The organism is Agrococcus sp. TF02-05 (assembly GCF_017565345.1).
GTDB classification, from domain to species: Bacteria; Actinomycetota; Actinomycetes; order Actinomycetales; family Microbacteriaceae; genus Agrococcus; species Agrococcus pavilionensis.
Map to the genome: position 1 here is coordinate 99,599 of NZ_JAGEKO010000005.1, position 25,409 is coordinate 125,007.

At 70.8% G+C, this 25,409-nt stretch carries 27 protein-coding genes and 1 tRNA gene; 21 read left to right on the forward strand and 7 right to left on the reverse strand.

Annotated features, from left to right (window positions below; genetic code table 11):
• Positions 1 to 36 precede the first annotated feature (36 nt).
• Both pdxY and JQT67_RS06840 read right to left on the reverse strand, forming a co-directional pair.
• Complete coding sequence (gene pdxY / locus JQT67_RS06835; RefSeq protein ID WP_208064033.1) at positions 37 to 888, reverse strand: pyridoxal kinase PdxY; 852 nt, start codon at positions 886 to 888, stop codon at positions 37 to 39.
• Between the two features lie 38 nt (positions 889 to 926).
• Entirely contained in the window at positions 927 to 2,189 is a 1,263-nt protein-coding gene (locus JQT67_RS06840; RefSeq protein ID WP_208064034.1) for an MFS transporter, read from the reverse strand.
• A gap of 111 nt (positions 2,190 to 2,300) precedes the next feature.
• Here JQT67_RS06840 and JQT67_RS06845 point away from each other — a divergent pair, with 111 nt between their 5' ends.
• The 12 genes from JQT67_RS06845 (at position 2,301) to JQT67_RS06905 (ending at position 13,446) form a co-directional block, all read left to right on the forward strand.
• A complete protein-coding gene (locus JQT67_RS06845; protein ID WP_208064035.1) occupies positions 2,301 to 3,098 on the forward strand; it encodes a siderophore-interacting protein in 798 nt (265 codons plus the stop codon).
• 107 nt (positions 3,099 to 3,205) lie between these two features.
• Positions 3,206 to 4,648: a glyceraldehyde-3-phosphate dehydrogenase gene (locus JQT67_RS06850; RefSeq protein ID WP_208064036.1), complete on the forward strand. Its 1,443-nt coding sequence runs from the start codon at positions 3,206 to 3,208 to the stop codon at positions 4,646 to 4,648.
• 91 nt (positions 4,649 to 4,739) lie between these two features.
• Positions 4,740 to 5,240, forward strand: coding sequence for an FBP domain-containing protein (locus JQT67_RS06855; protein ID WP_021011596.1), 501 nt, complete (start codon positions 4,740 to 4,742; stop codon positions 5,238 to 5,240).
• A 27-nt stretch (positions 5,241 to 5,267) separates the two neighbouring features.
• Positions 5,268 to 6,761: a S10 family peptidase gene (locus JQT67_RS06860; RefSeq protein WP_208064037.1), complete on the forward strand. Its 1,494-nt coding sequence runs from the start codon at positions 5,268 to 5,270 to the stop codon at positions 6,759 to 6,761.
• A 133-nt stretch (positions 6,762 to 6,894) separates the two neighbouring features.
• Positions 6,895 to 6,968: transfer RNA gene (locus tag JQT67_RS06865), tRNA-Pro, on the forward strand.
• A 252-nt stretch (positions 6,969 to 7,220) separates the two neighbouring features.
• Entirely contained in the window at positions 7,221 to 8,393 is a 1,173-nt protein-coding gene (locus JQT67_RS06870; RefSeq protein WP_208064038.1) for an SIR2 family protein, read from the forward strand.
• Between the two features lie 55 nt (positions 8,394 to 8,448).
• The gene (locus tag JQT67_RS06875) at positions 8,449 to 10,137 is read left to right on the forward strand and encodes an ATP-binding protein (RefSeq protein ID WP_208064039.1); all 1,689 of its coding nucleotides are present in this window, start codon (positions 8,449 to 8,451) and stop codon (positions 10,135 to 10,137) included.
• Positions 10,138 to 10,942: 805 nt separating this feature from the next.
• The gene (locus JQT67_RS06885; protein ID WP_208064041.1) at positions 10,943 to 11,275 is read left to right on the forward strand and encodes a PadR family transcriptional regulator; all 333 of its coding nucleotides are present in this window, start codon (positions 10,943 to 10,945) and stop codon (positions 11,273 to 11,275) included.
• Positions 11,275 to 11,634 (forward strand): DUF1048 domain-containing protein, encoded by a 360-nt coding sequence (locus JQT67_RS06890; protein ID WP_208064042.1) that lies wholly within the window; start codon positions 11,275 to 11,277, stop codon positions 11,632 to 11,634. The genes JQT67_RS06885 and JQT67_RS06890 overlap by 1 nt, the downstream gene beginning before the upstream one ends.
• Positions 11,631 to 12,407: an ABC transporter ATP-binding protein gene (locus tag JQT67_RS06895; RefSeq protein ID WP_208064043.1), complete on the forward strand. Its 777-nt coding sequence runs from the start codon at positions 11,631 to 11,633 to the stop codon at positions 12,405 to 12,407. The genes JQT67_RS06890 and JQT67_RS06895 overlap by 4 nt, the downstream gene beginning before the upstream one ends.
• Entirely contained in the window at positions 12,404 to 13,177 is a 774-nt protein-coding gene (locus tag JQT67_RS06900) for an ABC transporter permease (RefSeq protein ID WP_208064044.1), read from the forward strand. Before JQT67_RS06895 ends, JQT67_RS06900 begins: the two co-directional genes overlap by 4 nt.
• A gap of 101 nt (positions 13,178 to 13,278) precedes the next feature.
• On the forward strand, positions 13,279 to 13,446 hold the full coding sequence (locus JQT67_RS06905) for a hypothetical protein (protein ID WP_208064045.1): 168 nt from the start codon (positions 13,279 to 13,281) through the stop codon (positions 13,444 to 13,446).
• 82 nt (positions 13,447 to 13,528) lie between these two features.
• Here JQT67_RS06905 and JQT67_RS06910 read toward each other — a convergent pair whose 3' ends face one another.
• Complete coding sequence (locus JQT67_RS06910) at positions 13,529 to 14,065, reverse strand: PH domain-containing protein (protein ID WP_208064046.1); 537 nt, start codon at positions 14,063 to 14,065, stop codon at positions 13,529 to 13,531.
• Between the two features lie 60 nt (positions 14,066 to 14,125).
• On the opposite strand from JQT67_RS06910, the gene JQT67_RS06915 reads away from it, so the two are divergent.
• Complete coding sequence (locus tag JQT67_RS06915; RefSeq protein WP_208064047.1) at positions 14,126 to 14,623, forward strand: GAF domain-containing protein; 498 nt, start codon at positions 14,126 to 14,128, stop codon at positions 14,621 to 14,623.
• Between the two features lie 234 nt (positions 14,624 to 14,857).
• Here JQT67_RS06915 and JQT67_RS06920 read toward each other — a convergent pair whose 3' ends face one another.
• A complete protein-coding gene (locus JQT67_RS06920) occupies positions 14,858 to 15,727 on the reverse strand; it encodes a hypothetical protein (protein ID WP_208064048.1) in 870 nt (289 codons plus the stop codon).
• 216 nt (positions 15,728 to 15,943) lie between these two features.
• Between JQT67_RS06920 and JQT67_RS06925 the strand changes: the two genes are divergently transcribed.
• From JQT67_RS06925 to JQT67_RS06950, 6 genes are all read left to right on the forward strand, one after another.
• The gene (locus JQT67_RS06925) at positions 15,944 to 16,774 is read left to right on the forward strand and encodes an aldo/keto reductase (protein WP_208064049.1); all 831 of its coding nucleotides are present in this window, start codon (positions 15,944 to 15,946) and stop codon (positions 16,772 to 16,774) included.
• A gap of 91 nt (positions 16,775 to 16,865) precedes the next feature.
• Entirely contained in the window at positions 16,866 to 17,342 is a 477-nt protein-coding gene (locus tag JQT67_RS06930; protein ID WP_243755759.1) for a MarR family winged helix-turn-helix transcriptional regulator, read from the forward strand.
• Positions 17,343 to 17,407: 65 nt separating this feature from the next.
• Positions 17,408 to 17,830 carry an organic hydroperoxide resistance protein gene (locus tag JQT67_RS06935; protein WP_208064050.1) on the forward strand — a complete coding sequence of 141 codons (423 nt, stop codon included), beginning with the start codon at positions 17,408 to 17,410 and terminating at the stop codon, positions 17,828 to 17,830.
• A gap of 1 nt (position 17,831) precedes the next feature.
• Positions 17,832 to 18,287 (forward strand): DoxX family membrane protein, encoded by a 456-nt coding sequence (locus JQT67_RS06940; protein ID WP_208064051.1) that lies wholly within the window; start codon positions 17,832 to 17,834, stop codon positions 18,285 to 18,287.
• Positions 18,288 to 18,338: 51 nt separating this feature from the next.
• Positions 18,339 to 19,313, forward strand: a complete 975-nt coding sequence (locus tag JQT67_RS06945) for a zinc-binding dehydrogenase (protein WP_208064052.1) — start codon at positions 18,339 to 18,341, stop codon at positions 19,311 to 19,313.
• Positions 19,314 to 19,375: 62 nt separating this feature from the next.
• Entirely contained in the window at positions 19,376 to 20,173 is a 798-nt protein-coding gene (locus JQT67_RS06950) for an NAD(P)-dependent oxidoreductase (protein WP_208064053.1), read from the forward strand.
• Between the two features lie 3 nt (positions 20,174 to 20,176).
• Here JQT67_RS06950 and JQT67_RS06955 read toward each other — a convergent pair whose 3' ends face one another.
• The gene (locus JQT67_RS06955; RefSeq protein ID WP_021011605.1) at positions 20,177 to 20,752 is read right to left on the reverse strand and encodes a TetR/AcrR family transcriptional regulator; all 576 of its coding nucleotides are present in this window, start codon (positions 20,750 to 20,752) and stop codon (positions 20,177 to 20,179) included.
• Between the two features lie 110 nt (positions 20,753 to 20,862).
• On the opposite strand from JQT67_RS06955, the gene JQT67_RS06960 reads away from it, so the two are divergent.
• The gene (locus JQT67_RS06960) at positions 20,863 to 23,397 is read left to right on the forward strand and encodes an MMPL family transporter (protein WP_208064072.1); all 2,535 of its coding nucleotides are present in this window, start codon (positions 20,863 to 20,865) and stop codon (positions 23,395 to 23,397) included.
• A 16-nt stretch (positions 23,398 to 23,413) separates the two neighbouring features.
• Here the strand turns inward: JQT67_RS06960 and JQT67_RS06965 are convergent, their stop codons facing one another.
• Positions 23,414 to 23,671, reverse strand: a complete 258-nt coding sequence (locus JQT67_RS06965) for a glutaredoxin domain-containing protein (RefSeq protein ID WP_208064054.1) — start codon at positions 23,669 to 23,671, stop codon at positions 23,414 to 23,416.
• Positions 23,668 to 24,102: a DUF3054 domain-containing protein gene (locus JQT67_RS06970; protein ID WP_021065127.1), complete on the reverse strand. Its 435-nt coding sequence runs from the start codon at positions 24,100 to 24,102 to the stop codon at positions 23,668 to 23,670. Before JQT67_RS06970 ends, JQT67_RS06965 begins: the two co-directional genes overlap by 4 nt.
• A 61-nt stretch (positions 24,103 to 24,163) precedes the next feature.
• Between JQT67_RS06970 and JQT67_RS06975 the strand changes: the two genes are divergently transcribed.
• Complete coding sequence (locus tag JQT67_RS06975) at positions 24,164 to 25,384, forward strand: cysteine desulfurase-like protein (RefSeq protein ID WP_208064055.1); 1,221 nt, start codon at positions 24,164 to 24,166, stop codon at positions 25,382 to 25,384.
• The last annotated feature ends 25 nt before the right edge of the window (positions 25,385 to 25,409 follow it).

Genomic DNA, 25,409 nt, shown 5'->3' on the forward strand with positions numbered 1-25,409 from the left:
CTCGACGAGCGGGGTGACCTGCCGAGCGGGTGGCGCTCAGCGCACCTGGCGCGCCTCGAACTGCATGCGCGGGTGCGCGAACGCATCCTGCGCCTGCACGATCCGCAGCTCGCGCTCGCCCGAGTCGAGCGTCACCTGCAGCAGGTCGAAGACGCTCGAGGCCGTGCGCTCGAGCGCGACCTTCGCCGAGCCGCTCTCGCGGTAGTGCGCGGTGAAGATCGCGCTCGTGACGTCGCCCGAGCCGTTGGCCTTGAACGGAAGGTGCGGGGTCTGGAGGATCCACGCGCCCTCGCCGTCGACCGCGAGCATCTCGATCGTGTCGGGCTCGCGGTCGGGGCGCAGCACGCTCGTGACGAGCACCGTGTCAGGGCCGAGGTCGCGCGCGCGGTCGACCGACTCGAGCGTCGACTCGATCGTGTCGGGCTCGGTGCCGGTCATGAAGCCGAGCTCGAACTGGTTGGGGGTGATGATGTCGGCGACCGGCAGCGCTCGCTCGCGGATGAGCGGCGGGATCGTGGGCGCGACGAAGCAGCCCGACTTCGCGTTGCCCATCACGGGATCGCACGTGTAGGTCGCCTGCGGGTTCGCGGCCTTCACGCGCGCCACCGCGTCGAGCACGACCTCGACGATCGCCTCCCCGCCGAGGTAGCCCGAGAGCACGCCGTCGACCGTGCCGAGCACGCCGCGGTCCTCGATGCCCGCCACCACGGCGCGCACGTCGTCGGCGGGGATGAGCGGCCCGCCCCACGCGCCGTAGCCGGTGTGGTTCGAGAAGTTGACGGTGAGCACCGGCCACACCTCGTGCCCCGCGCGCTGCAGGGGGAAGACGGCCGCGGAGTTGCCGACGTGCCCGTAGGCGACGTGCGACTGGATCGACAGGAACCTCATCCGTCGATTCTCGCACTGCCCGCCGGGCGCGCCGAACGTCAGCGGTCGACGACCTCGATGCCCGCAGTGGTGGGCCCGAGCACGGTCGCGACGACGTGGTGCGTGGCGGTGTCGGGCTGGCGGTCGACCGCGAGGCTCCAGATCGCGATGAGGAAGCCGGCGCCGGCGAGCGCGACGCCGATCCAGGCGGGTGCGAGGTAGCCGAGCCCGGCCGCGATGACGGCGCCGCCGAGCGCCGCCCCGATCGCGTTGCCGACGTTGAAGGCGGCGTGGTTCGTCGCGGCCCCGAGCAGCTCGGCGTCGCCCGCGATGCCCATGATGCGCGCCTGGATCGCCGGGTTGAGCACCGAGCCAGCACCGCCGACCATGAACGCGAGCGCGAAGAGCGCGACCGGCTGCCACCCGAGCAGCCCGAAGAGCGCGAGCGACGCGATGAGCACCGGGAAGCCGATCAGGATCGTGCGGCGGATGCTGCGGTCGCTCGCCCAGCCGCCGATCGCGTTGCCGATCGTCATGCCCACGCCGACCGTCGCGAGCAGCCACGCGATCGCCGGTTCCGGCAGGCCCGCGACGCGGGTGACGATCTCGGCCGCGTACGAGTAGACGGCGAAGAAGCCGCCGAAGCCGATGCAGCCGACCGCGATCATGAGCCACAGCCTGGGGTTGCGGAACGCCGAGATCTCGCGCTTCGCGCTCCGCGTCGGATCACCCGGCTGCCGGGGGAGCAGGATCGCGGCGAGCACGAGCGTGACGAGGAAGATGGCGGCGACGGCGACGTAGGTCCAGCGCCAGCCCGCCGCCTGCCCGAGCCACGTGCCGAGCGGCACGCCGATGATGTTCGCGATCGTGAGGCCCGAGAGCGCGAGCGCGACGCCGGCGCCCTGCCGGCCCGGCCCCATGATGCGCGCGGCGAGCAGTGCCGCGACGCCGAAGTACGCGCCGTGGGGGAGGCCGGCGACGAAGCGCGCGACGACCGTGAGCTCGAACGTCGGCATGAGGCCGCTCGCGAGGTTCGCGACCGCGAACGCGGCGGCGAGCAGCAGCACGAGGGTCTTCTGCGACATCCGTGCCGCCCACACCGACACGAGCGGCGCGCCGACGACGACGCCGAGCGCGTACGCGGTGATGAGCCAGCCGGCGTGGGCGATGCCGCCCGCCGGGTCGGCGTCGAAGGCGGGCACGAGGTCGCTCGCGGCGAGGGGGAGGATGCCCATCGTCGCGAACTCGGTCGTGCCGATCCCGAATCCGCCGAGCGCGAGGGTGAAGAGCGCGAGGGACCGTCGCGCGGGAGTCAGCTGCATGCTGCTGTCGATGCTACGCGCCGGGCTCCAGGCGGATGCGCTCCGGCACCCTCGCTTGCTACATTGGTAAGGCTCGCCTCACTTGAGGCGCCCATCCCCAGGAGGCTTCGCATGGCGGGACCCGAGCGCGTCGCTGCGGTCGCACCCAGGTTCATCGAGCTCGAGGTGCTCGACAACCAGCAGGTGTCGCCGCACATCCGCCGCGTCACGCTCGGCGGCGACGAGGTCTCGGCGATGACGCCGCAGGGCTTCGACCAGTGGTTCCGCTTCTTCATGCGCCGCGAGGGCCAGGAGGCGCTGCGGGTGCCGAAGAGCCCCTCGACGTGGTTCCCGCAGTACCTCGCGATGCGCGAGCAGCACCGCCCCTGGATCCGCAACTACACCGTGCGCGACTTCCGGCTCGACGCCGGCGAGCTCGACATCGACTTCGTCTGCCACGAGGACCCGGGCCCGGGCGCGGCGTGGGCGATGGCCGCCGAGCGCGGCGAGCGCGCGGTGCTGCTCGACGAGGGCCTGCTCTACAACGACGACGGGCTCGCGGGCGAGATCCTCATGGTCGGCGACGAGTCGGTGCTGCCGGCCGTCGCGGGCGTGTGCGGCTCGCTCGAGGACGACGCGCGCGGCACGGTCGTGCTCGAGGTCGGCCACCGCGACGACATCCAGGAGTTCCGTCGCCCGGCCGGCGTCGACATCCGCTGGGTCGAGCGCGGGAGCCTGCGCGAGGGCCAGGCGGCGCTCGAGGAGCTGCGCGGGATGCGCATGCCCGAGCAGTTCGGCTACGCCTACGCCGCGGGGGAGCAGCAGCTCGCCACCGGCGCCCGCCGGCACCTCGTGCGCGATCGCGGCATCGACAAGCGGCGCATCACCTTCACCGGCTACTGGAAGCTCGGCAAGGCGTACGTCTCCTGACCCGAGCGGCGGAAAGTTCGCCCGAACTTTCGCCACGGTGACGTTGTCGCCATCCTGGCCCTCCGTTTCGACGGAGGAGACGCATCCGCTTGCCTAACGTGTAAGCCGTGGCATCCGCAACCGTTCCCGCCGTCGACAGCGCCCACCAGGCGTGGCTCGACCGCGTCGCCCTCGCCGAGTCCGCCGTCCCCATCATCGGGCGGCTCTACCGCGAGCGCGACGTCGTCACGCACGTGCACGGCAAGCAGCTCGTGAACCAGTCGCCCATCGAGATCCTCAAGGCGCACAAGTGGGCGCGCCGCGTGGGCGAGCGCGTGCTGAGCATCGAGGACTCGATGGCGGTGCTGCGACTCGTCGACGAGCTCGGCATCCGCGGCGTCTCGCTCGACCTCGGCCTGCTGCTGGGCGACGCCCCCGAGAGCGGACTCGAGGACTGGGCGCGCGAGCGCGTCGCCGAGCTGCCGTCGTGGGAGCAGGACCAGCCGACCGACGTCGTGCTCTACGGCTTCGGCCGCATCGGCCGGCTGCTCGCGCGCATCCTCATCGGCCACGCGGGCCGCGGTCTCGGGCTGCGCCTGCGCGCGATCGTCGTGCGCCGCGGCGGCGAGAACGACCTCGAGAAGCGCGCGAGCCTGCTGCGCCGCGACTCCGTGCACGGTGCCTTCCAGGGCACGATCGAGATCGACCGCGAGGCCAACACGATCCTCGCGAACGGCACGCTCATTCAGGTCATCTACTCCGACGACCCGTCGAGCGTCGACTACACGCAGCACGGCATCGAGCACGCGATCGTGGTCGACAACACCGGCAAGTGGCGCGACGAGGCGGGCCTCGCGCAGCACCTCGAGTGCCCCGGCGTCGACCGCGTCGTGCTCACCGCGCCGGGCAAGAGCCCGCTCAAGAACGTCGTCTTCGGCGTCAACCACGAGACCATCGGCGCCGACGACCGCATCGTCACCGCCGCATCCTGCACGACGAACGCCATCACGCCGGTGCTCAAGGTCATCAACGACGCGTACGGCATCGAGCACGGCCACGTCGAGACGGTGCACTCGTACACGAACGACCAGAACCTCATCGACAACTTCCACAAGGGCGCCCGCCGCGGCCGCTCGGCGGCGCTCAACATGGTGCTGACCGAGACCGGCGCCGCGAAGGCCGTCTCGAAGGCGCTGCCCGAGCTCGAGGGCAAGCTGACCGGCAACGCCATCCGCGTGCCGACGCCCAACGTGTCGATGGCGATCCTCAACCTCTCGCTCGAGCAGGCCGTCGAGCGCGACGCCGTCAACGAGCTGCTGCGCCGCACCTCGCTCACCGGCGAGCTGCGCGCGCAGATCGACTTCACCGACTCGGCCGAGGTCGTCTCCTCCGACTTCGTCGGCAACAACCGCGCCGGCATCGTCGACGGGCTCGCGACCATCGCGAGCGGTCGGCACCTCGTGCTCTACGTCTGGTACGACAACGAGTTCGGCTACTCGTCGCAGGTCATCCGCGTCATCGAGCACATGGCCGACCAGATGGCCAAGGCCCGGCAGCTCGCCCCGGCCTGACACGACTTGCCCCCGTCGGGACTCTCCTGGGTGGAGGCCCGACGGGGGCAAACCCCTCGACGTCCAGCGCGCATCCGATAGCGTCGTCGGCATGCGCGAGGTGACGGAGGAGCAGCTCCGCGCGTGCTTCGTGAACGCGACGCGGCGCGAGCTCGAGCAGCTGCCCATGCCGGGGCTGCACGAGACCATCTGGGACGAGCGGGAGTACCTCGGCTGGCGAGGCGAGCGCTCGAGCCGGATCGGCTACATCGTCCACTGGCGCGGCGACGAGCTCGTCGGCGTCGTCGTGCGCGCTGCGCCCGGGGGACTGCGGCCCGGCATCGCCGCGATGTGCTCGATGTGCCACTCGACGCAGCCCGCGACGCAGGTGCGGATGTTCAGCGCGCGGCTCGCGAGCCTCGACGGCGACACCGGCAGCTCGATCGGCACCTACCTGTGCGAGGACCTCGCGTGCTCGCACATCATCCGCAGCGGCCCGCCGCACCTGACGAGCCCCGCGCGCATCGCCGCGCGCGGCGCCGCGCTGCTCGAGCGGCTCGAGCGCTTCACCGCTCGCGTCGAGCGCGCGACGCGCGAGGCGCGCGGCGGCTGAGCGCTCCGGGTTCGATAGCGTCGGCGCGTGAACGACACGCAGCGCAGCGACGACTCCAAGCCCGCTCCCGACACCGGCATCACGCAGCTCGACGACGAGCTCATCACCACGCGCCACACGCTCGCGACCGACGAGGGCGAGCTCGCCTACACGGCGCGATCGGGGCGCGTGGTGCTGTGGCAGGAGAAGACCGAGGACGACGTCTTCCGCGGCCGCCGCGCCCGCGCGCAAGTGGCGATCACCGCCTACACGCTCGACGGCGCCGACCCGACGCAGCGGCCGGTCACCTTCGCGTTCAACGGCGGCCCCGGCTCGGCGAGCGTGTGGCTGCACATGGGCGTGCTCGGGCCGCGCCGCGTCGTGATGGGTGACGCCGGCTCGCTCGCGGCGCCGCCCTACGGCATCGCCGACAACCCCGAGTCGCTGCTGCGCGTCTCGGACCTCGTCTTCATCGACCCGGTCTCGACCGGCCGCTCGCGGCCCGCGGAGGGCGAGAAGGCGAAGGACTTCCATGGCTTCACCGCCGACATCGAGTCGGTCGCCGAGATCATCCGCCAGTGGGTCACCGCCGAGGGCCGCTGGCTGAGCCCGAAGTTCCTCGCGGGGGAGTCGTACGGCACGACGCGCGCCGCGGGCCTCGCGCAGCACCTGCAGGGCGAGCTCGGCATGTACCTCAACGGTCTGCTGCTCATCTCGAGCGTGCTCGACTTCTCGACGGCCAACTTCGAGCGCGGCGGCGACCGCGCGCACGCGATGTACCTGCCCTTCTACGCCGCGACCGCGTGGCAGCACGGCTTCCACGAGGGCCGCTCGCTCGAGGAGGTCGTCGCCGAGGCGCACGAGTACGCCGCGCGCGACTACCCGTACGTGCTGGGTCGAGGCGCGCGCCTGACGACGGAGGAGCGGGCGGATGCAGTGGCTCGCGTCGCGCGCCTCACCGGCCTGAGCGAGACCTACGTCGACCGCGCCGACCTGCGCATCGAGCACTGGCGCTACTTCGGCGAGCTGCTGCGCGACCGCGGCCTCACCGTCGGCCGGCTCGACTCGCGCTTCACCGGCCCCGCGGCGAGCGGCATCGCCGAGCACATGGACGCCGACCCTTCGATGGACGCCATCCTGGGGCCCTACGCCGCCGCCTACCAGCACTACCTCCACCACGAGCTCGGCGTGCGCGACACCGGGCCGTACCACGTGTTCGGCAAGGACGTCATCGAGCACTGGAGCTACAAGGAGTTCGAGAACGCGCCCGTCTACGTCATCGACCGGCTCTCGCGCGCGATGCGCCAGAACCCGCACCTCGCGGTGCACTTCGCCTACGGGTGGTTCGACGGTGCGACCCCGTTCTCGGCGGCGGAGGACTCGGTCGCGCACCTGCAGATCCCGGCGGCGCTGCGCGACAACCTCGAGCACCGCTACTACGAGGCGGGCCACATGATGTACGTGCACGAGCCGTCGCGGCTCGCGCAGGCGGCCGATCTCGCCGACTTCGTGCGCCGCCGCTCCGGCCGCTCCGCTTCCTGAGCCGCTCTGCGATCGACCCGCTCCCTGAGCCGCTCCGCGCCGAAGGCGCAGAGCGTGTCGAAGGGGGAAGCGACCCCTCCCGCATGCGGTAGTCTGTCTTGGTTGCCTCCGGGCGACTCGATCGCGAGAGCGACGGGCTGTGGCGCAGCTTGGTAGCGCACTTGACTGGGGGTCAAGGGGTCGCAGGTTCAAATCCTGTCAGCCCGACAGCAAGCCCCGGTGAGAGCATCTCTCACCGGGGCTTCGTCGTCGATGGGCCCTGCTACTCCATACATCGGGAAGGGCTCGGAGGGCTCCGGCCGCCACGGTCCTTGAGGGTTCGGGTGGCGAGCATCGGAGACCGTCTGTGGCCCCGTATGCCCCGGAGCGCGAGCGCGTGGGTTCGTGAGATCACAGCCGCGCGTGTTGCCTCCGATCTGCGGATTCGCGCCCGGATTCGCGCTGGCATAGTGTGGCCGTATGTCTGCGCACGACGTCGTGAGCTTTATCAACGGCTTGAGTGAGAAACTCGCCTCTCGTTCTCGTCACGTGTGCATGTTCCTTGGGGCGGGCGCCTCTAAGGCCTGTGGGCTGCCCGACGTTGCAGGGCTCACCGAGCATGTCCGGGGCTCCCTGACTGGGAGCCAGTTGGACACGTTCGAGCGACTCGCCTCCGGGCGCAACCTCGAGCAGGTGCTTGGCCGTCTACGCCGGATCGCTGCGCTGCTCGAGTCGGTTGGCGACACCGTGGATGGGATGACTGGGGAGGCAGCGCGAGCGCTCGATCTGGAAGTGTGTCGGCTCATCATCGAAAGACTCACCGCACACTCGGATACGCCCGGCCCGATGCTGCGGTTGGCGTCGTGGGCAGCAAGGGCTGACTACCACCGGCCTGTCGAGTTGTTCACAGTCAATTACGACCTACTTGTTGAAACTGCGCTGGAAGCGCTCGGCGTTCCCTACTTCGACGGCTTCGTAGGCACGTTTGGCGCGCGCTTCCGCGCGGATCTCGTAGAAGCGGACGGGGACTCGGGTCGCGCCGCTCAACTTGCAAGTTCCTCGCTCCCGCCGTTTCTGATCCGGCTATGGAAGCTCCACGGATCTGTGCACTGGTCGTGGACCGACGGCGATCACCCCAGCGTGTTGCGTCTGGGCACAGCAGCGCCGAGTGGACAGCCTGCGGCGATCTACCCGTCGGATGCCAAGTACGACGAATCCCGGCGCGTACCGTTCCTCGTGCTCCAAGACCGACTGCGGCAAGCGCTGAATGAGCCGGAAACTCTGACGCTAGTTGCTGGATACGCGTTCGGTGACCAGCATCTGAATGAGATGATTTTCGATGCTGCCCGTCGTCGGCAGAGATCAGAGATCGTTGCCTTTTGCTACTCGTCGATTCCCGATGAGGTCGCAAATGTCGCCTCCACCGTACCGAATCTCCAGGTCGTCACGCGACACGAGGCGATCCTGGGCGGGCTACGGCAGGGATGGCGGTCGGCTGAAACGGTCCCAACGGACGTGTGGAACGACGGAGAGTTCCTACTCGGTGACTTTAACTTCTTGACACGATTCATGGCCCGCAGCGCGCCGCCACGCGGAGAGCTGGAATCGCGGCTTGCGGAGCTCCTTGCGAAAGCGGCAGCGACGAATGAATGAGAGTGATCCAACTCGCATCGGATGGGTTAGGCACATCCTTGGAGCACAGGTTACCGTGGCGCTCGACCCCGAGCTTGCTGGTGTTGCTCCGATCTACCGTGGGCGTCTTCAGCGAATCGGCCAGGTTGGCTCGATCGTCCGAATTCCTCAAGGGTTGGTAGACCTCGTCGGACAAGTGAGCCTGCTAGGCATCTCCGAACTCAGCGGTGCGGCTCGGCCAGCCGAAACTATCCAGGTGGGAGAGCGCTGGCTCCAGGTCGAGTTGCTTGGCGAGATCGATAGAGGCACTGGAGCGTTTCAGCGAGGCGTCGGATCGTATCCGGGTCTGGATGATCCGGTTCACTTCGCAACGCCTCGCGACTTGCAGGCGCTCTTCCCAACGGCGAGTGACCGCACGTTGCGCTTCGGGAGGCTTGCGGCTGCTGAGGAGGTGCCAGTATGCCTCGACGCCAGCCGTTTCGTTACCCGTCACGCGGCGGTCGTGGGCTCTACGGGCTCGGGAAAGACGAGTTGCGTAGCATCGCTCCTTCAGGGTTTCGCGCGCGGCGGGTGGGACGCAGCCAACATCGTGGTTATCGATCCGCATGGCGAGTACGCCGAAGCACTCGAGCAGCACGCATCAATACGGTCGGTGCTGGACACCGGCGACCGAGGACTTCGTGTTCCGTACTGGGCGCTCCCCGCTGTCGACATTCTGCACGCGTTCGCTGGCGCGCATGGAGGCGCTACAGTGCAGAGTCGCTTCCGAGACCTGGTCACTGAGGAACGGCGCGCGTTCGCGGCGGCCGCCGACTGGCTTGAGCTGGACCCCGCTGCGGTGACGGCGGACTCACCAATCCCGTTCAACCTCCGCAAGGTTTGGCACCGGCTAGACGCAGAGAATAACGAGGTTCGTGAGAGCAAACCCGACCCTAGCTCGGCGCTCGTCATCAACGCGGGCGACGCGGATGCATTAGTGCCGACTGAGTTTGAGCCATACGGTCCTGGCGGGGCGGCACCCTTCAAGAGTCCCACACACGGCGTTTACGGCGCAGTTCCGGAATTGCTTCGTCTTGGCCTGCTCGATCCGCGACGCTCTTTCCTCCAGGAGCCGGTTGGCGAGCCAACAGGCTCCGATCCGCTGGTGCAAGAGGTCGCGAACTGGCTAGGGAGGGAGAAGCCCGTATCCATACTCGACTTCAGCGGCGTCCCGGACGAGGCGAGCGAACTCGCAATCGGAGTTATCCTCAGCCTGATCTTCGAGACAGCCGTGCGTGCTCCGGCCGACGGAACGGGCGTCGGTCGTTCTAGGCCGGTGCTGATTGTCCTCGAGGAAGCTCATCGATACCTTGGTGCCGACGCTGCACATATGGCGAGCGCCGCAGCGAATCGGATTGCCCGAGAGGGTCGAAAGTATGGCGTGGGGTTGTTGCTCGTGACTCAGCGGCCCTCCGAACTGCCAGATACAGCACTCGCTCAGGCCGGAACCCTGATAGCGCTTCGGCTTAGTAACTCTGCAGATCAAGCGAAGATTCGGGCAGCGCTACCAGATAGCGTCACGGGGCTGGCCAGCGTGCTGCCTGCACTGCGTACGGGCGAAGCGATAGTAACCGGCGAGGCCATTGGGCTGCCGGCGCGCGCGCTTGTGGACGCTCCGACACCTTTCCCTAACGCCCACGATCCCGGGCTCGAATCTTGGCGTCAACGCGGCGGAGCGCCAGACGTGTCGGCGTCGATCGCGTCGTGGCGAGGAACCTACAGTTAGGAGAAATCGTGATCGATTGGATACCGGTGGAGGGGTCTTCGCGGATAGTCGCGGAGGCGTATCTGCCTGAGAGTGAAACTATCCTGGTTCGCTTCCCGAACGGAATCGAATGGTTCTACTCAGCTTGCCCTCCCGCGACGTGGGAGGAGTTCACTGCAGACGGACAGTCGAGAGGGCGATATATTTCCGCGGTGCTGAACTTGAAGCCGCACGGCCGGTGGACCAACTAGGACCTTGATGCCTGGAGGCCAACCACTGCACTCTGGCTCAGTCATAGCGGTTGTCAGGCGCATCGCTGCTCTCTGAGCGACAGAGTGCCAAGGCGGATGGGCTCGAGGTAACAATCCGCCCCCATTCGGATCGGCGAGGCAGTGAGCCCTGAAAAGGGCTTGCCTGGCTGGACGCATCGTCAGCGACCGCTCTCCGGAGAGCGGCTCCGCTGCGTAGATAGTCGCATTTCCGTCCAATAATCTGACGATGGCCGTCGAGGGCGCCGCGCTATGCGGGCGGTCCCTCCGTCTTGTGGCTCGGTGCCGTTTGGCTCCGCGCGGGTGACGGCTTGGGAAGTGATCGTGCAGCGGCTCGTGAGCGTCGATCTGGACTACAGGCGTTGGCGTGCCTGTTGAGCGGCTCCCCGTGACACCGATCGTCGAAATCGTCACTGCGGTTGCGACGCGCGGCTAGCAATCGCCGTCGGCACGGTGCCCCGGGAACTCGCCCTTACGCATCCGCTAGTCAGCGTTACTATGTAGTGGTACTCAGTGTCGTTGAGTACTGCAGGAAGCAAGAACGAGCGGGGGACACCGTGCCGAGGCAGATCACCGAGATGCTCAAGGGCACGCTCGAGGGCATCGTCCTCGGCGTGCTCGCCCGGCGCTCCGCGCACGGGTACGAGATCACGGCGTGGCTGCGCGAGCAGGGCTTCACCGAGATCGCGGAGGGCACGATCTACGCCCTCCTGCTCCGCATGGAGCAGCGCGAGCTCGTCGACGTCGAGAAGGTCCCCTCTGAGAAGGGGCCGCCTCGCAAGGTCTACTCGCTCAACGCGGCCGGTCGAGCCCACCTCGACGAGTTCTGGACCAACTGGCACTTCCTGGTCGAACGGCTGGAGCACCTCCAGCAGGACGGAGAGCACTGATGTCACTGTCGGACTTCGCCGCCAAGGTCGTCGGCGAGAAGAAGCGCTGGCGTGCCTACAAGGCGCGCGTCAAGCAGCTGCCCGATCCCTACCGCGCGACGGTCGAGGCGATCGAGCGCTACCTCTTGCACTCGGGAGCCACGCCCGTCGACGGCGACCGCGCCGCCGACATGTTCGAGGATCTCGCCGACCTCTTCGAGCGCGCAGCAGCCGATGGCAAACCCATCCGCGACATCGTCGGCGAGCAGCCGATCGAGTTCGTCGACGACTTCGTGCGCACCTACGCCGACTCCAGCTGGATCGCCAAGGAGCGCGCCCGGCTGACGGAGGCGATCGAGCGCGCCGCGGGGGAGTCGTGAGCGCCGCGGTCATCGAGGTGCGCGGCCTCGAGAAGTCGTTCAAGGAGCTGCCGGTCCTCCGCGGCGTCGACCTCGCCGTCGAGCGCGGCGAGATCGTCGCGCTCCTCGGCTCGAACGGCGCCGGCAAGACGACACTCGTGCGCATCCTCTCGACCCTGCTGGGGGCGGATGCGGGGGTCGCCCGGGTGGGCGGCCACGACGTCGCGCGCGAGGCGGCCGCGGTGCGCGAGGCCATCAGTCTCACGGGCCAGTTCGCCGCCGTCGACGAGCGGCTCACGGGCCGCGAGAACCTCGTGCTGGTCGCCCGGCTCCGGCACCTGCGGGAGCCGGGCGCGATCGCCGACCAGCTGCTCGAGCGCTTCTCGCTCGTCGAGGCCGGCGGCCGACCGGCCGCGACCTACTCGGGCGGCATGCGCCGCAGGCTCGACATCGCGATGAGCCTCATCAGCGATCCGGCGGTCGTCTTCCTCGACGAGCCGACGACGGGCCTCGACCCCGAGGCGCGACGCGAGGTGTGGGCGACGATCGAGGCGCTCGCGGCGAGTGGCACGACCGTGCTGCTCACGACCCAGCAGCTCGACGAGGCGGAGCGGCTCGCCGACCGCATCGCGATCCTGCACGAGGGCCGCATCATCGTCGATGGCACGCTCGCGGAGGTCAAGCAGCTGCTGCCCGCCGCGAAGGTCGAGCTCGTCGAGCGGCAGCCCTCGCTCGAGGGCGTCTTCCTCGCCATCACGAGCCGCGCGGACACCGCCGGAGGGAACCCATCATGACCGCCTACGCCATCGGCGACACCGCCGTGCTCACCCGCCGCTCGCTCACGCACATCCTGCGGAGCCACGACACCATCATCACGACCGCGGTCATGCCGATCGCGATCATGCTGCTGTTCGTCTTCGTGCTCGGCGGTGCCGTCGACACCGGCGGCGGCGCGGGCGCCGGCGGCTACGTCGACTACCTGCTGCCGGGCATCCTCGTCATCACGATCGCCTCCGGCATCTCCTACACGGCGTACCGGCTCTTCCTCGACCTGCAGCGTGGCATCCTCGAGCGCTTCCGATCGATGCCGATCGCGCGCTCGGCCGTGCTGTGGGCGCACGTGCTCACGTCGCTCGTCGCCAACGCCGTCGCGCTCGTGCTCGTCGTCGGCGTTGCGCTGCTCATGGGATTCCGCTCGAGCGCGACCGTGCTCGACTGGCTCGCGGTCGCGGGGATCCTGCTGCTGCTGACGCTCGCGCTCACGTGGCTCGCCGTCATCCCGGGGCTCACCGCGAAGTCGGTCGACGGCGCGGCCGCCTTCTCGTACCCGCTCATCTTCCTGCCGTTCCTGACCTCGGCGTTCGTGCCGACGGGATCGATGCCCGGCCCGGTGCGCTGGTTCGCGGAGCACCAGCCGGTGACGGCGATCGTCGACGCGCTCCGCGCCCTGCTGCAGCACGAGCCGGTCGGCGCGGAGCTCTGGATCGCGCTCGCCTGGTGCGTCGGGATCCTCGCCGTCGCCTACGGCGCGGCGATGATCGTCTACCGGCGCCAGGCGCGCTGACGCGGCCGGCTCGCGGGCCGAGCCGTCGGCACTCGTCAGAGCTCCCCGGTGACTCGCACGACGCCCGCATAGGCTGTCGTCCCACCGACCGAAGGACCGTTATGAGCACGACTGACGACCACGACGCCGCGCCGCACGTCCCCGGCGCCGACGAGCACAGCATCCCTGAGCTCGAGGTCGACCAGGCCGTGCCGCCGCGGCCCGAGGAGGAGATCGCCGACGTGCTCCGCGCGGAGCCGGACGAGGCGGATCACCGGCCGACCACCTGAGCGTCGTGGATGAGCGGCTGCTGCAGCCGCACGGCTCGCTTCGACGGTGCCGCGAGTGCGTGCGTGCAGCCGCCTGCATGCATCAGCTCTCCTCGCGGCCTGGGGCATGACCGCCGTCCGCCAGGCGGCGGATCAGCGCGGCAACCTCCTTCGGGCGCTCGTATGCACCGACCTTCAGCACGATGTCCTTGCCCTGGCGCAGACGCACCCGCAGTCGTCCGCCGAGCAATCGAGGCTCGACCTCCGCGCTGAGGACCTCGGCAGACGGCGCCTCCCGCAGGATCCGCCAGCGCCGCCACGGCTGGTCGATGGTGAGGAGGATCCGGCGATCGGTGACCAGCACGAGCGGGAACGTGTCCGAGGACAGCGAGCCCACCGCCACGTCGAGCACCGTCTCGTCGGGTTGCAGCACCCTCTCGGGCAGGATCGCGTCGTTCACCGAGAAGCGCTGGCTGCTGTTGCGTGCCATCGCCGCTCGGTAGGTCTGCTCCGCCCGGGTGGCCGAGCCCGTGAGGGGGAGCTGCGCCATCGCCGCTTCGACGTCGTCGCCGTACCGCTCCCGCATCTCGCGCTGCAGCTGGAGCGCGGCCCGCAGCTTCTCCCGTCGTGACGACACCATGCTTCGACCCTACGTGCAAGGGGCATCGCGCTCTCAGCGGTGCCGCCTAGCCTCGGAGCCGTGCTGGAACCGCCGGTCTACCGCGCCCCGATGCGCTGGCGAGTGCCCGCCGTCCCGGTCGGCGCCGCGGTGGAGCGGGCGCTCGCCGAGGGCGTCGTCGGCATGGGCGGCGCGCTCGACCCGGCGCCGCGCACGGTCGTCGAGGCGGCTGCGCTCGCCGCGGCGCAGCACGACGAGCGGCTCGCCGCTCGCATCGAGCGGTTCGCCGAGGCACCCGAGGGCGCGTTCGTCTGGACGCGCGACGACGACGGGCTCTCGTGGCTCGGGCGGCTCGCGGGGGAGTGGCGCTACGACGCGAGCCCGGATGCGTCGGCGGTCGACCTCGTGCACGTGCGGCCGTGCGCGTGGCTCGGCGAGCCGGTCGCCGACGCCGACGTGCCGCCCGCGGTCAGGTCGACGTTCGCGCGCGGCGGGCGTAACTGGCAACGCACGCACGACCCAGCGGTGTCGCGACTCTCAGCGGAACTTTGGGAGCGCGGCGCGAGGCCGAAGCGCTAGGCGTGACACGTCGGGACGGAGCAGTCCAGGGCGAGGCGTCGAACCGGCCCGCCGTGCCCTAGCGATTCTTCGAACTGGAGCGGCCCGTCGCCGGTGCCCTGACGACAATCTTCTTGAGCGCGGCCGTGCTTGGCGAGCGGACCGACGTGGTGCCTGTGCGGATGGCACCGGAGTCGCGGATCGCCGCGCCACGTGCTCCGGATACGTAAACGCCTGTGTTCGGGGTGTTCTGCATCAGGCGTCCCTTCCGGTCGTCCGGTTCAAGCGCGCGTCAAAGTAGTGCTTCCGGCGTACCCACTTGAAACCCTCGTGCTTGGTGATGGTAGCGATCTCGATCGGACCGCCGACGACGGGTGGTCCGGGGGTGAATCGAACGTATTGCGCCGTTGCGTAGACGAGGAAGTCGGCTAGGTCAATCGCATCCTGAATCGGCATCGGGGGCGGGACCATCGATTGCTGCAGCTGCGGTACGAGGGCGTTGTGCACCTGCATCGCGCTCTCCAGGTCGAGCCCGATGTCCAGATTCGCGAGCGCCCGCGGCATCGCAAGGCTCATGCCCGTAACGATACGGGAGATCGCCTCCGGCTGTCCCCACCATTGCGCTCCGGTGGTCTGCGGAAGCACCTGTTCAAGCGCAGGCTCCCCAGCGGCATCGATCTGCATCACCCAGGCCTCGGCTTCATCGGCGTCGCAGGAGTAGCCCGCGATCAAAAAGCCCAAGTCCCCAGGCGCCGCGCCTGGTTGCTCCTCTGCAATCCTTGAGGCTAGTGGCACGTACTTCTCGTCATACAGGAACGTCCGGGCCTTCTCCGCCACAGCGCCGACCGAGTACGTGTCGGGATCGAGTCGCCACGATTCGTGGGGGCTACGTCCCTCCTGGAAACGTCTCCGCATGTCTTTCGCGAGCGTCGCAATCGACGAGGGGCCGATGTTGCCCAGACCCCAAGTCATCGCTCCGACGGGTAACGCCTTGTGGAGGTTGAAGATCTTGTTCGCGTTGTTGTAGGTGTTGGCCACCGCGCCCGAGCCGTCGGTAAGCGTGCTGGCGCTGTCCGCGGCCAGGACTATGCCGTCGTTGACCTTGATCACCAGCGCGACCGTCATGGCGGGATGATGTCACTGCGCGACGGCGCTCCGGCCAGGCGCGCCGAACCGGAGCTGATCGCAGACGGCTGGGGTTAGGGTCTTCGTTTTCAAAGAGGCCGATAGGACCGGCGGCTACAGCGGGAGTCACGTGTCCCGACTCTCGGCCACGCTCTGGGAGCGCGGCGTAGGGTGACGCCGACGGGCCGCGTCCGGCCTGCCGAGAGGAGCGCATCCGTGATCCCCACCACGACCGCCCACAGCGGGCTGACGCTGCCGGTGCTCGGCTTCGGCACCTACAAGCTCAAGGGCCGCGCGGGCACCGACGCGATCGCCAGGGCGATCGAGCAGGGCTACACGCTGCTCGACTCCGCGTTCAACTACGAGAACGAGGGCACCGTCGGCGCCGCCGTGCGGGCATCCGGGCGTCGTGACGAGCTCATCGTCACGTCGAAGCTCCCCGGCCGCCACCACGAGCGCGGCGCCGCGCTCGCGACGATCGAGGAGAGCGTCGCGCGTACGGGCCTGGAGCGCATCGACCTCTACCTCATCCACTGGCCGAACCCGCGCAGGGACGAGTACGTGGATGCGTGGGGCGCCCTCATCGAGGCGAAGGAGCGCGGGCTCGTGGGTGCGATCGGCGTCTGCAACTTCCTGCCCGAGCACCTCGAGCGCCTGCGGGTGGAGGCGGGCGTCGTGCCCGAGGTCAACCAGATCGAGCTGCACCCGTACTTCCCGCAGGAGGAGCAGCTCGCCTATGACCGCGAGCACGGCATCATCACGCAGGCGTGGAGCCCGCTCGGGCGCGGCAACGACCTGCTCGAGCGCGGCGAGATCGTCGAGATCGCCGACGCGCACGGCGCGACGCCCGCGCAGGTCGTGCTCGCCTGGGGGATCGCGCGCGGCGCGGTGCCGCTGCCGAAGGCGGCGTCGCCCGAGCGGCAGCGCGAGAACCTCGGCGCGCTCGACGTGGCGCTCGCGGACGCCGAGATCGCGGCGATCACGGCGCTCGGCCGGCCCGACGGTCGGCTCGCCGACCAGGATCCCGCGACGTACGAGGAGCTGTAGCGCGCCGCCCCGCCTACGCACAACCCGGCAGTCACCTGGGAAGGTGCTCAGATCGGTCGCGCACAACTGAATTGCGTGCAATGCTTCTGGCATGACCACCGCAGAGCAGAGCGAGCGCGTCACCGAGCAGATGGTGTGCTTCGCGCTGTACTCCGCCGCGCGAGCGACGAGCCAGGCCTACCGGGCGCTGCTCGAGCCGTGGGGGCTCACCTACCCGCAGTACCTCGTGCTCGCGACGCTCTGGGTCGACGGGCCGCAGAGCGTGCGCGCGCTCGGCGAGGGCATGCAGCTCGACAGCGGCACGCTCTCGCCGCTGCTCACGCGCATGGAGGCCGCCGGGCTCGTGCGCCGCGAGCGCGGCGGCGCAGACGCTCGCGTCGTGACGGTGCATCCCACCGATCGCGCGACGCGGCTGCAGGACGAGCTGCGGCACGTGCCGGGCGCGATCGCGCGGGGCATGGGGCTCGATGACGCCGGCGACGCCCACGCGCTGCTCGGCACGCTGCACGGCGTCGCCGCATCCATGCACGCGCTCGCCGCTGACCCTGCCTCCGCCACCACGGACTGACCGAGGCGTCGCCGCGGCCGCCGTGCCGACGCATCCCACCGAACGAACTCGAGGAGAGGACCACCATGGATGTGCTCTACACCGCAGAGGCCCTGTCGACCGGAGGCGGCCGCGACGGCCGCGTGACGACCGCCGACGGACGGCTCGACCTGTCGATGGCCGTGCCGCAGGAGATGGGCGGCTCGGGCGAGGGCGCCAACCCCGAGCTGCTCTTCGCCGCCGGCTACGCCGCGTGCTTCCACTCGGCGCTGCAGTCGGTCGCGCGAGCGCGGAAGGCGAAGCGCGAGGGCTCGAGCGTCGGCAGCCGGGTGCAGATCCTGCCCGACGGCTCGGGCGGCTTCCGGCTCGGCGTGCACCTCGAGGTGGTGCTGCCCGAGGTCGAGCCGCAGCTCGCGCAGGAGCTCGCCGACGCCGCCCACGAGGTGTGCCCGTACTCGAACGCGACGCGCGGCAACATCGAGGTCACCGTCGCCGTCTCGGACGACTGACGTGACCGCCGCGAGCAGGAGCGAGGCCCCGTCGCGGGCCGGCGCGATCGCGCGCTCGATCGTGCGCGTGCTGCTCGGCGCATCCCTGCTGCTCGCTGGCATCGGGCACCTCACCGTCGCCCGAGCGGAGTTCCAGGCGCAGGTGCCGCCGTGGCTGCCGCTCGACCCCGACTTCGTCGTCGTCGCCTCCGGCATCGTCGAGATCGCCCTCGGGCTCGCGCTGCTCGTGCTGCGCCGACGCCGAGCGCTCGTCGGCCTCGTCGTCGCCGCGTTCTTCATCGCCGTCTTCCCCGGCAACATCGCGCAGTGGACCGAGGGCCGCGACGGCCTCGGGCTCGACACCGACGCCGCGCGCTTCGGGCGGCTGCTGTTCCAGCCGCTGCTCGTCATCGCCGCGCTGTGGTCGACCTACGCGTGGCGCGAGATCCGCCGCTGGTGGCGAGACCGCCGCGCCTGAAGCGCGACCCCGCATCCAGCACACACGAACCACCGACCGAAGGGAGCGCCCATGCGCGCCATCGTCCACGACCGATTCGGCGAGCCCGAGGACGTGCTGCACGTCGAGGAGCGGCCCACGCCCGAGCCCGGTCCCGGCCAGGTGCGCGTGCGCACGACGCTCGCCACCATCCACAACCACGACCTCTGGACCGTGCGCGGCACCTACGGCTTCAAGCCCGAGCTGCCGGCCGGCAGCGGCACCGAGGCCGTCGGCGTCGTCGAGGCGCTCGGCGAGGGCGTCGAGAGCCTCGCGATCGGCGATCGCGTCGTCGCGGGCGCGTTCGGCGTCTGGGCTGAGTCGTTCATCGCCGACGCGCGCGGCCTCGTGCCCGCGCCCGAGGGCCTGCCCGACAGCGCGGCCGCGCAGCTCGTGGCGATGCCGTTCAGCGCCGTGAGCCTGCTCGAGAGCCTCGACCTCGCCGAGGGCGACGTGCTCGTGCAGAACGCCGCGAACGGCGCCGTCGGCCGCATGGTCGCGCAGCTCGCGCCCGCCCGCGGCATCCGCGTCGTCGGCCTCGTGCGCCGCCCGGAGGCGGTCGACGAGCTGCGCGAGGCCGGCATCGAGAGCACCGTCTCGACGTCGGAGGACCATTGGCGCGAGCGCGTCCGGGAGCTCGCGGGCGACGGGCGCATCGTCGCGGGCGTTGACTCGGTCGGCGGGCCGGCTGCCGGCGACGTGCTCTCGGTGCTCGATGAGGGCGGCACGCTCGTCGTCTTCGGGGCGATGGGCGCGCCGACGCTCGAGCTCTCCTCGGGCGACCTCATCTTCAAGGGCACGACCGTGCGCGGCTTCTGGGGCAGCACGGTGGGGCGCACCATGGCGCCTGAGACTCGCGAGCGGCTCTTCGCCGAGCTCGCCGAGCGCATCGTCGAGGGCGCGCTCACGCTGCCGGTCTCGAGCACGCATCCCTTCGAGGACGTGCGAGAGGCGGTGCGCGCGAGCCTGACGCCTGGCCGCGTCGGCAAGGTGCAGCTGCGGCCGTAGCCCGGGTCGCGCCCACGAGACGATCAGGCGCTCTGCATAGTGTCGGGGCGGGGAGGAGCACCATGGACGACTCGACCGGCGACGCTCGACGCCGCATCCTCATCACCGGCGCGACGGGCGGCATCGGCCTCGTGCTCTCGGAGCGGCTGCAGTGCGACTACGACGTCGTCATGCACGGCCGCACCCCGCGGAGCCCGCGGCAGGAGCGCGAGCTCCGCGAGGCCGACCTCACCGACTACGACGCCGTGCGCTCGCTGATGGACGGCATCGACACCGTCGTGCACCTCGCCGGCAGCGCGAGCCCCGAGTCGACGTGGGACGACGTGCTCGGCGCCAACATCGTCGGCACCCGCAACGTGCTCGAGGCGGCGGTCGACGCGGGGGTGCGCCGCGTCGTCTTCGCCTCCTCCAACCACGCGATGGGCATGTACGACCGGCTCGAGCAGTGGCCCGTCTACCCGCACCACCTGCCGCGGCCCGACTCGCTCTACGGCGTCTCGAAGGCGTTCGGCGAGACGCTCGGCCGCTTCTACTTCGATCAGCACGGCCTCTCGTTCATCGCGCTCCGGATCGGCTGGATGACCGACGACCCTGCGAGCGCCGACCTCGACATCCTCCACGCGATGTGGCTGAGCGAGGACGACGCCGTGCAGGTGTTCCGCTGCGCGATCGAGGCGCCCGTCGACTTCGGGCTCTACTACGCGATCTCCGACAACCCGAACCGTCGCTGGGACCTCACGAACACCATGCTCGACCTCGGCTACCGGCCGAAGGACTCGTGGGCGGATGCGGCACCCGGCGGCGAGGACGTCGTGCCGGAGGGGGAGTCGGTGCCCGACTCGTGGCCCGAGGGCTCCTAGCGGTCAGTCCGCGGCGTCACCGAGGATCGCGTCGACGAGCCGCGCCGCGTCGTCGGCGTCCGACGAGCTGCGGCTGAGCGCCCGCAGCACGACCGCCCCGATGAGCGCCTCGGCGAGCTGCTCGGTCGCGACGCCCGGCCGCAGTGCCGTCGTGGAGCCGATCGCCGCGTCGAGGCGACCGGAGATCGAGGCGGAGCCGGTCAGGCTGTCGCGCAGCCGCGCGCCCACCTCGGGATGCTCCGCGGCGGCGGCCAGGAGCGAGAGCACGAGTCCCGGCTCGGCGTCGATCACCGCGAAGACGGTCGTGAGCCACGCCTGCATGTCGGCGCGCACGTCGCCGGTGTCGGGCAGCGCGAGCCGGTCGTCGAACAGCAGCCCCTCGAGCAGGCACTCCGCGACGAGCGCGCCCTTCGATCGCCACCAGCGATAGATGGTCTGCTTGCCGACGCCCGCGCGCGCCGCGACGCCCTCGATCGTCAGGTGCTCGTAGCCGCGCTCGGCGAAGAGCGCCGCGGTCGCCTCGAGGATCGCGAGGCGCGCCGCCTCGCTGCGCACGGGGCCGGTGCGGGGGAGCGACATGGCACCTCCAGGAGCCACAGGAAAGACGAGACGGTGCGTGTTATCTTAGGCCCCGCTTGTCGTCGTCGGGAGCGCTCGGCCTCGGCTCGCGCGCGGATCGGAAGGGCCTCATGGCCGAGCTGCTGCATCGCCTCGGGACGTTCGCCGCGCGCCGCGCGTGGACCGTCCTCATCGCGTGGATCGTCATCCTCGCCGCCGCGGTCGGCGGCTTCCTCGTCGGCTTCAAGGGCCTGTCGTCGAGCTTCGACATCCCCGGCACCGCGTCGGGCGAGGTCGTCGCCGAGCTCGAGCGCGAGCTGCCCGACTTCGCGGGCGCGACCGGCACGGTCGTCGTGCACGCGACCGCCGGCGCGATCACCGACGAGCAGCGCGAGCAGCTCGCCGAGCTCATCGAGGGCGCCGAGTCGCTGCCCGACGTCTCGGGCGTCAACGACCCCTTCGCGACCGAGGCTGAGCGCGCCGACCAGGCGCAGCAGCTCGAGGACGGCCGCGCGCAGCTCGAGGCGGGGCAGGAGCAGCTCGACGCGGGCCGCGCGCAGCTCGAGGCGGGTGCCGCGGCGCTCGAGGAGGGACAGGCGCAGCTCGACGCCGCGCGCGCCCAAGCCGAGGCCGCGGGCTTCCCGACCGCCCAGCTCGACGCCCAGCAGGCGCAGCTCGACGCGCAGCGCACCGTCATCGACGAGCAGCGCGCACAGCTCGACGAGGGGCAGGCCGAGCTCGACGAGCAGCGCACCCGGCTCGAGCGCGGTGAGGAGCTCCTCTCGCTCGCCGACGGCATCCGCCTCGTCTCGGAGGACGGCGCGACGGCGCTCGTCACCGTCTCGTACACCGAGACCAGGCTTGAGCTGCCGCAGGAGTCGAAGGACGCCACCATGGCGCACTTCTCCTCGCAGCCGATCGACGGGCTCGAGATCTCGTTCTCGACCGACATCGCGCAAGGCGTGCCCGAGATCCTCGGCATCGGCGAGGCGATCGGCGTGGCGCTCGCGGCGGTCGTGCTCGTCGTGGTGCTCGGCTCGCTGCTCGCCGCCGCCCTCCCGATCGTCACGGCGCTGCTCGGCGTCGCCATCGGCGCGATGGCCGTGCTGTCGTTCTCGGGCGTCGTGCAGATGGCGTCGGTCACGCCGATCCTCGGCGTCATGCTCGGCCTCGCGGTCGGCATCGACTACTCGCTCTTCATCGTCTACCGCCACCGCAAGCAGCTGCTGCGCGGCATGGGCGTCGTCGAGTCGATCGGCCTCGCGAACGGCACGGCGGGCAACGCGGTCGTCTTCGCGGGCGTCACGGTCATCGTCGCGCTCCTCGCGCTCGGCATCACCGGCATCCCGTTCCTCGGCCTCATGGGCGTCGCGGGTGCCGTGAGCGTCGCGGTCGCGGTGCTCATCGCCACCTCGGCGACGCCCGCCCTGCTCGGGCTCGCGGGCCGGCGCATCCTCAGCCGGCGCGCGCTCGCGAAGGCCGAGGCGGCGAGCGACGGCGCGGATGCGCTGCGGTCGGTGCGCCCGATGTCGCACGCGCGCGCGGTGCTCAGCGCCGTGCTCGCCGTCGCGGTGCTCGCGACGATCGCGATCCCCGCGCTCTCGATGCGCCTCGGCCTGCCCGACGGCGCCTCGGAGCCCGCCGACTCGACCGCCTACCGCGCGTACGCGCTCACCGAGGAGGCGTTCGGCGAGGGCCAGAACGGCCCGCTGCTCGTCACCGCGACGATGCCCGGCGACCTCGACGACGTCGAGGTCGAGCGGCGCCAGCTCGCCGTCGCGAGCGAGCTCGCGGCGAGCGACGACGTCGTGGCGGTCGCGCCCGTCGGCGTCTCCGACGACGAGCGGCTCGCGGTCTTCCAGGTCGTGCCCGCCGAGGGCCCCAACAGCGAGTCGACCGAGGCGCTCGTGCGCGAGCTGCGCGAGCGGCGCGCGATCGAGGGCGACATGGCGCTCGGCGTCGCCGGCCAGGCGGCGAGCAACATCGACATCTCCGAGGGCCTCGCCGACGCGCTGCCGACCTACCTCGCGGTCGTCGTCGGGCTCTCGTTCCTCATCATGGTGATGGTGTTCCGCTCGCTCCTCGTGCCGCTCATCGCCACCGGCGGATTCGTGCTCTCGCTCTTCGCGACCTTCGGCGCGGTCACCGCGGTGTTCCAGTGGGGCTGGCTCGGCGGCCTGTTCGGCGTCTCGGAGCCTGGGCCCATCCTCAGCTTCCTGCCCGTCATCCTCACCGGCATCCTCTTCGGGCTCGCGATGGACTACCAGCTCTTCCTCACGACGGGCATGCGCGAGGCGTACGTGCACGGGGCGGATGCGCGACTCGCGGTCGCGCGCGGGTTCCGGGCGGGTCGCAGCGTCGTGATCGCCGCCGCGCTCATCATGATCGCCGTCTTCGCGGGCTTCATCGCCTCGGAGTCGATCATCATCAAGGCGATGGGCTTCGGGCTCGCGCTCGGCGTGCTGCTCGACGCCTTCGTCGTGCGGATGCTGCTCGTGCCCGCGATCATGCACCTCGTGGGCCGCGGCGCGTGGTGGCTGCCGCGCTGGCTCGACCGCATCATCCCCAACGTGGACGTCGAGGGGGCTTCACTCGAGCGGCGCCACCCGGCGGCGAGCACCGGCAGCACCGACGCGGTCGCGGCGGACGCGACGGCGGAGCGCTGACCCGGCGAGGCGGAGCTCAGAGGAGCGCGAGCTCCTTGAGCTTCGCCTCGACCTCGTCGTTCGTCGGCTCGACCTGGTGCGAGCCGTCGGGGAAGACGACGACCGGGATCTGCATGCGGCCCGAGATGCGCTGCGCCTCGCGCGTCGCCGACTCGTCCTCCTCGAGGTCGATGTAGTCGAACGGGACCTCGAGGCCCTCGAGCTGCTGCTTCGTGCGCCGGCAGTCTCGGCACCAGTCGGCGCCGTAGACCCGGATCGTCGTCGTGTCGGTCATGAGCCCACGGTACGTGGGCGGCGCTCGCTTCCGCCACGCACGAGCGTCGCGACGATGCGCCAGCCGACCAGGAGCGCGAGCAGCGCGAGGGTCGCGACGACGACGAACGGGAGGGCCGTGCCCTGCCCGCTCACCGTGCGCAGCAGCATCCCGCCGACGACCGTCACGAGCCACACCGGCACGCCGGTGCGGAGCGGCGCGGCGGGCCGCCGCCACGCCCCCGACGCGAGCCAGCCGACGAGGAGCGCCGCGAGGAAGGGCCACGCCGTCGTCGCGAGCCCGATGCCGCCCTCGCCGAGCACGCCGGTGCCGCCGTCGTGGTGGCTCGCGCGGCCGATCGCGGCGAAGGCGACGACGAGCGCGGCGTCGAGCGCGAGCGCGAGGACGGCGGATGCGCGAGGTCGCGGTGCACGGGCAGGGCGGGAGGGCATCGCTCCACGCTAGCCCGCGGCGCTCCGCATCGCGCCGCGCGGGCTCTGGCATGCTCGCTCCATGGAGCAGACCGCCACCACCGCACTCGACGTCGACGCGCTGCGCGCGCGGTTCCCGTCGCTCGCCTCGGGCATCGCCCACTTCGACGGGCCGGGCGGCACGCAGACGCCCGCCGAGGTCGGCGAGGCGATCGCGCGCACCCTCACGGGGCCGCTCTCGAACCGCGGCTCGAGCGTCGCGAGCGAGCGGAACGCCGATGCGGCGGTCGCAGCCTTCCGCGCCGCCTACGCCGACCTGCTCGGTGCCGACCCGCGCGGCATCGTCTACGGGCGGAGCGCGACGCAGCTCACCTACGACTTCTCGCGCGCTCTCGCGAAGCAGTGGTCGGCCGGCGACGAGCTCGTCGTCACGCAGCTCGACCACGACGCGAACGTGCGGCCGTGGCTCCAGGTCGCCGAGCGCGTCGGCATGGCGGTGCGGTGGCTGCGGCTCGACCCCGCCACGGGGCAGCTGCGGCTCGACGAGCTCGACGAGGTCGTGACCGAGCGCACGCGCCTCGTCGCCGTCACCGGCGCATCCAACCTCATCGGCTCGAAGCCCGACCTGCCCCGCATCGCCGCGCGCGCGCACGAGGTCGGCGCGCTCGTGCACGTCGACGGCGTGCACCTCGCCGCGCACGACGCGATCGACGTCGCCGCGCTCGGCGCCGACCTCTTCGTCTGCTCGCCCTACAAGTTCTTCGGCCCGCACTGTGCCGTGCTCGCCGCCTCGCCCGAGCTGCTCGAGTCGCTGCGCCCCGACAAGCTGCTGCCCTCGACCGACGCGGTGCCCGAGCGATTCGAGCTCGGCACGCTGCCCTACGAGCTCATGGCGGGCGCGACCGCGGCCGTCGACGTGATCGCCAGCATCGCCGGCGGCCAGGGCGACCGCCGCGAGCGGCTCGTCGCCGCCAACGCGCTCGTCGAGCACCACGAGCTACGCCTGCGGGAGCGCATCGAGTCGCACCTGCGCTCGCTCGAGGGCCGGCTGACGCTCCACTCGGTCGCCGAGGATCGCACCTCGACGCTCTTCGTCACCTTCCGCGACCGCGATCCCTTCGCCGTGGCGCGCGCGCTCGCCGACCGCGACGTGCTCGCGCCCGCCGGCACCTTCTACGCGCACGAGCCCTTCCTCGCGCTCGGCACCGGCGTCGAGGCGGGACTGCGGATGGGCCTCGCGCCCTACAACGACGACGCCGACGTCGACCGGCTGCTCGAGGGGCTCGACGCCGCGCTCGCGTGACGGGCGGCGGGGGATAGCCCCCTGG

Bases quoted from the DNA above. Each gene is read 5' to 3' on its own strand.
- pdxY (WP_208064033.1), bottom strand. From the start codon at position 888: ATGAGGTTCCTGTCGATCCAGTCGCACGTCGCCTACGGGCACGTCGGC.
- JQT67_RS06840 (WP_208064034.1), bottom strand. From the start codon at position 2,189: ATGCAGCTGACTCCCGCGCGACGGTCCCTCGCGCTCTTCACCCTCGCG.
- JQT67_RS06845 (WP_208064035.1), top strand. From the start codon at position 2,301: ATGGCGGGACCCGAGCGCGTCGCTGCGGTCGCACCCAGGTTCATCGAG.
- JQT67_RS06855 (WP_021011596.1), top strand. From the start codon at position 4,740: ATGCGCGAGGTGACGGAGGAGCAGCTCCGCGCGTGCTTCGTGAACGCG.
- JQT67_RS06870 (WP_208064038.1), top strand. From the start codon at position 7,221: ATGTCTGCGCACGACGTCGTGAGCTTTATCAACGGCTTGAGTGAGAAA.
- JQT67_RS06890 (WP_208064042.1), top strand. From the start codon at position 11,275: ATGTCACTGTCGGACTTCGCCGCCAAGGTCGTCGGCGAGAAGAAGCGC.
- JQT67_RS06900 (WP_208064044.1), top strand. From the start codon at position 12,404: ATGACCGCCTACGCCATCGGCGACACCGCCGTGCTCACCCGCCGCTCG.
- JQT67_RS06905 (WP_208064045.1), top strand. From the start codon at position 13,279: ATGAGCACGACTGACGACCACGACGCCGCGCCGCACGTCCCCGGCGCC.
- JQT67_RS06910 (WP_208064046.1), bottom strand. From the start codon at position 14,065: ATGGTGTCGTCACGACGGGAGAAGCTGCGGGCCGCGCTCCAGCTGCAG.
- JQT67_RS06920 (WP_208064048.1), bottom strand. From the start codon at position 15,727: ATGACGGTCGCGCTGGTGATCAAGGTCAACGACGGCATAGTCCTGGCC.
- JQT67_RS06930 (WP_243755759.1), top strand. From the start codon at position 16,866: ATGACCACCGCAGAGCAGAGCGAGCGCGTCACCGAGCAGATGGTGTGC.
- JQT67_RS06935 (WP_208064050.1), top strand. From the start codon at position 17,408: ATGGATGTGCTCTACACCGCAGAGGCCCTGTCGACCGGAGGCGGCCGC.
- JQT67_RS06945 (WP_208064052.1), top strand. From the start codon at position 18,339: ATGCGCGCCATCGTCCACGACCGATTCGGCGAGCCCGAGGACGTGCTG.
- JQT67_RS06950 (WP_208064053.1), top strand. From the start codon at position 19,376: ATGGACGACTCGACCGGCGACGCTCGACGCCGCATCCTCATCACCGGC.
- JQT67_RS06955 (WP_021011605.1), bottom strand. From the start codon at position 20,752: ATGTCGCTCCCCCGCACCGGCCCCGTGCGCAGCGAGGCGGCGCGCCTC.
- JQT67_RS06960 (WP_208064072.1), top strand. From the start codon at position 20,863: ATGGCCGAGCTGCTGCATCGCCTCGGGACGTTCGCCGCGCGCCGCGCG.
- JQT67_RS06965 (WP_208064054.1), bottom strand. From the start codon at position 23,671: ATGACCGACACGACGACGATCCGGGTCTACGGCGCCGACTGGTGCCGA.
- JQT67_RS06970 (WP_021065127.1), bottom strand. From the start codon at position 24,102: ATGCCCTCCCGCCCTGCCCGTGCACCGCGACCTCGCGCATCCGCCGTC.
- JQT67_RS06975 (WP_208064055.1), top strand. From the start codon at position 24,164: ATGGAGCAGACCGCCACCACCGCACTCGACGTCGACGCGCTGCGCGCG.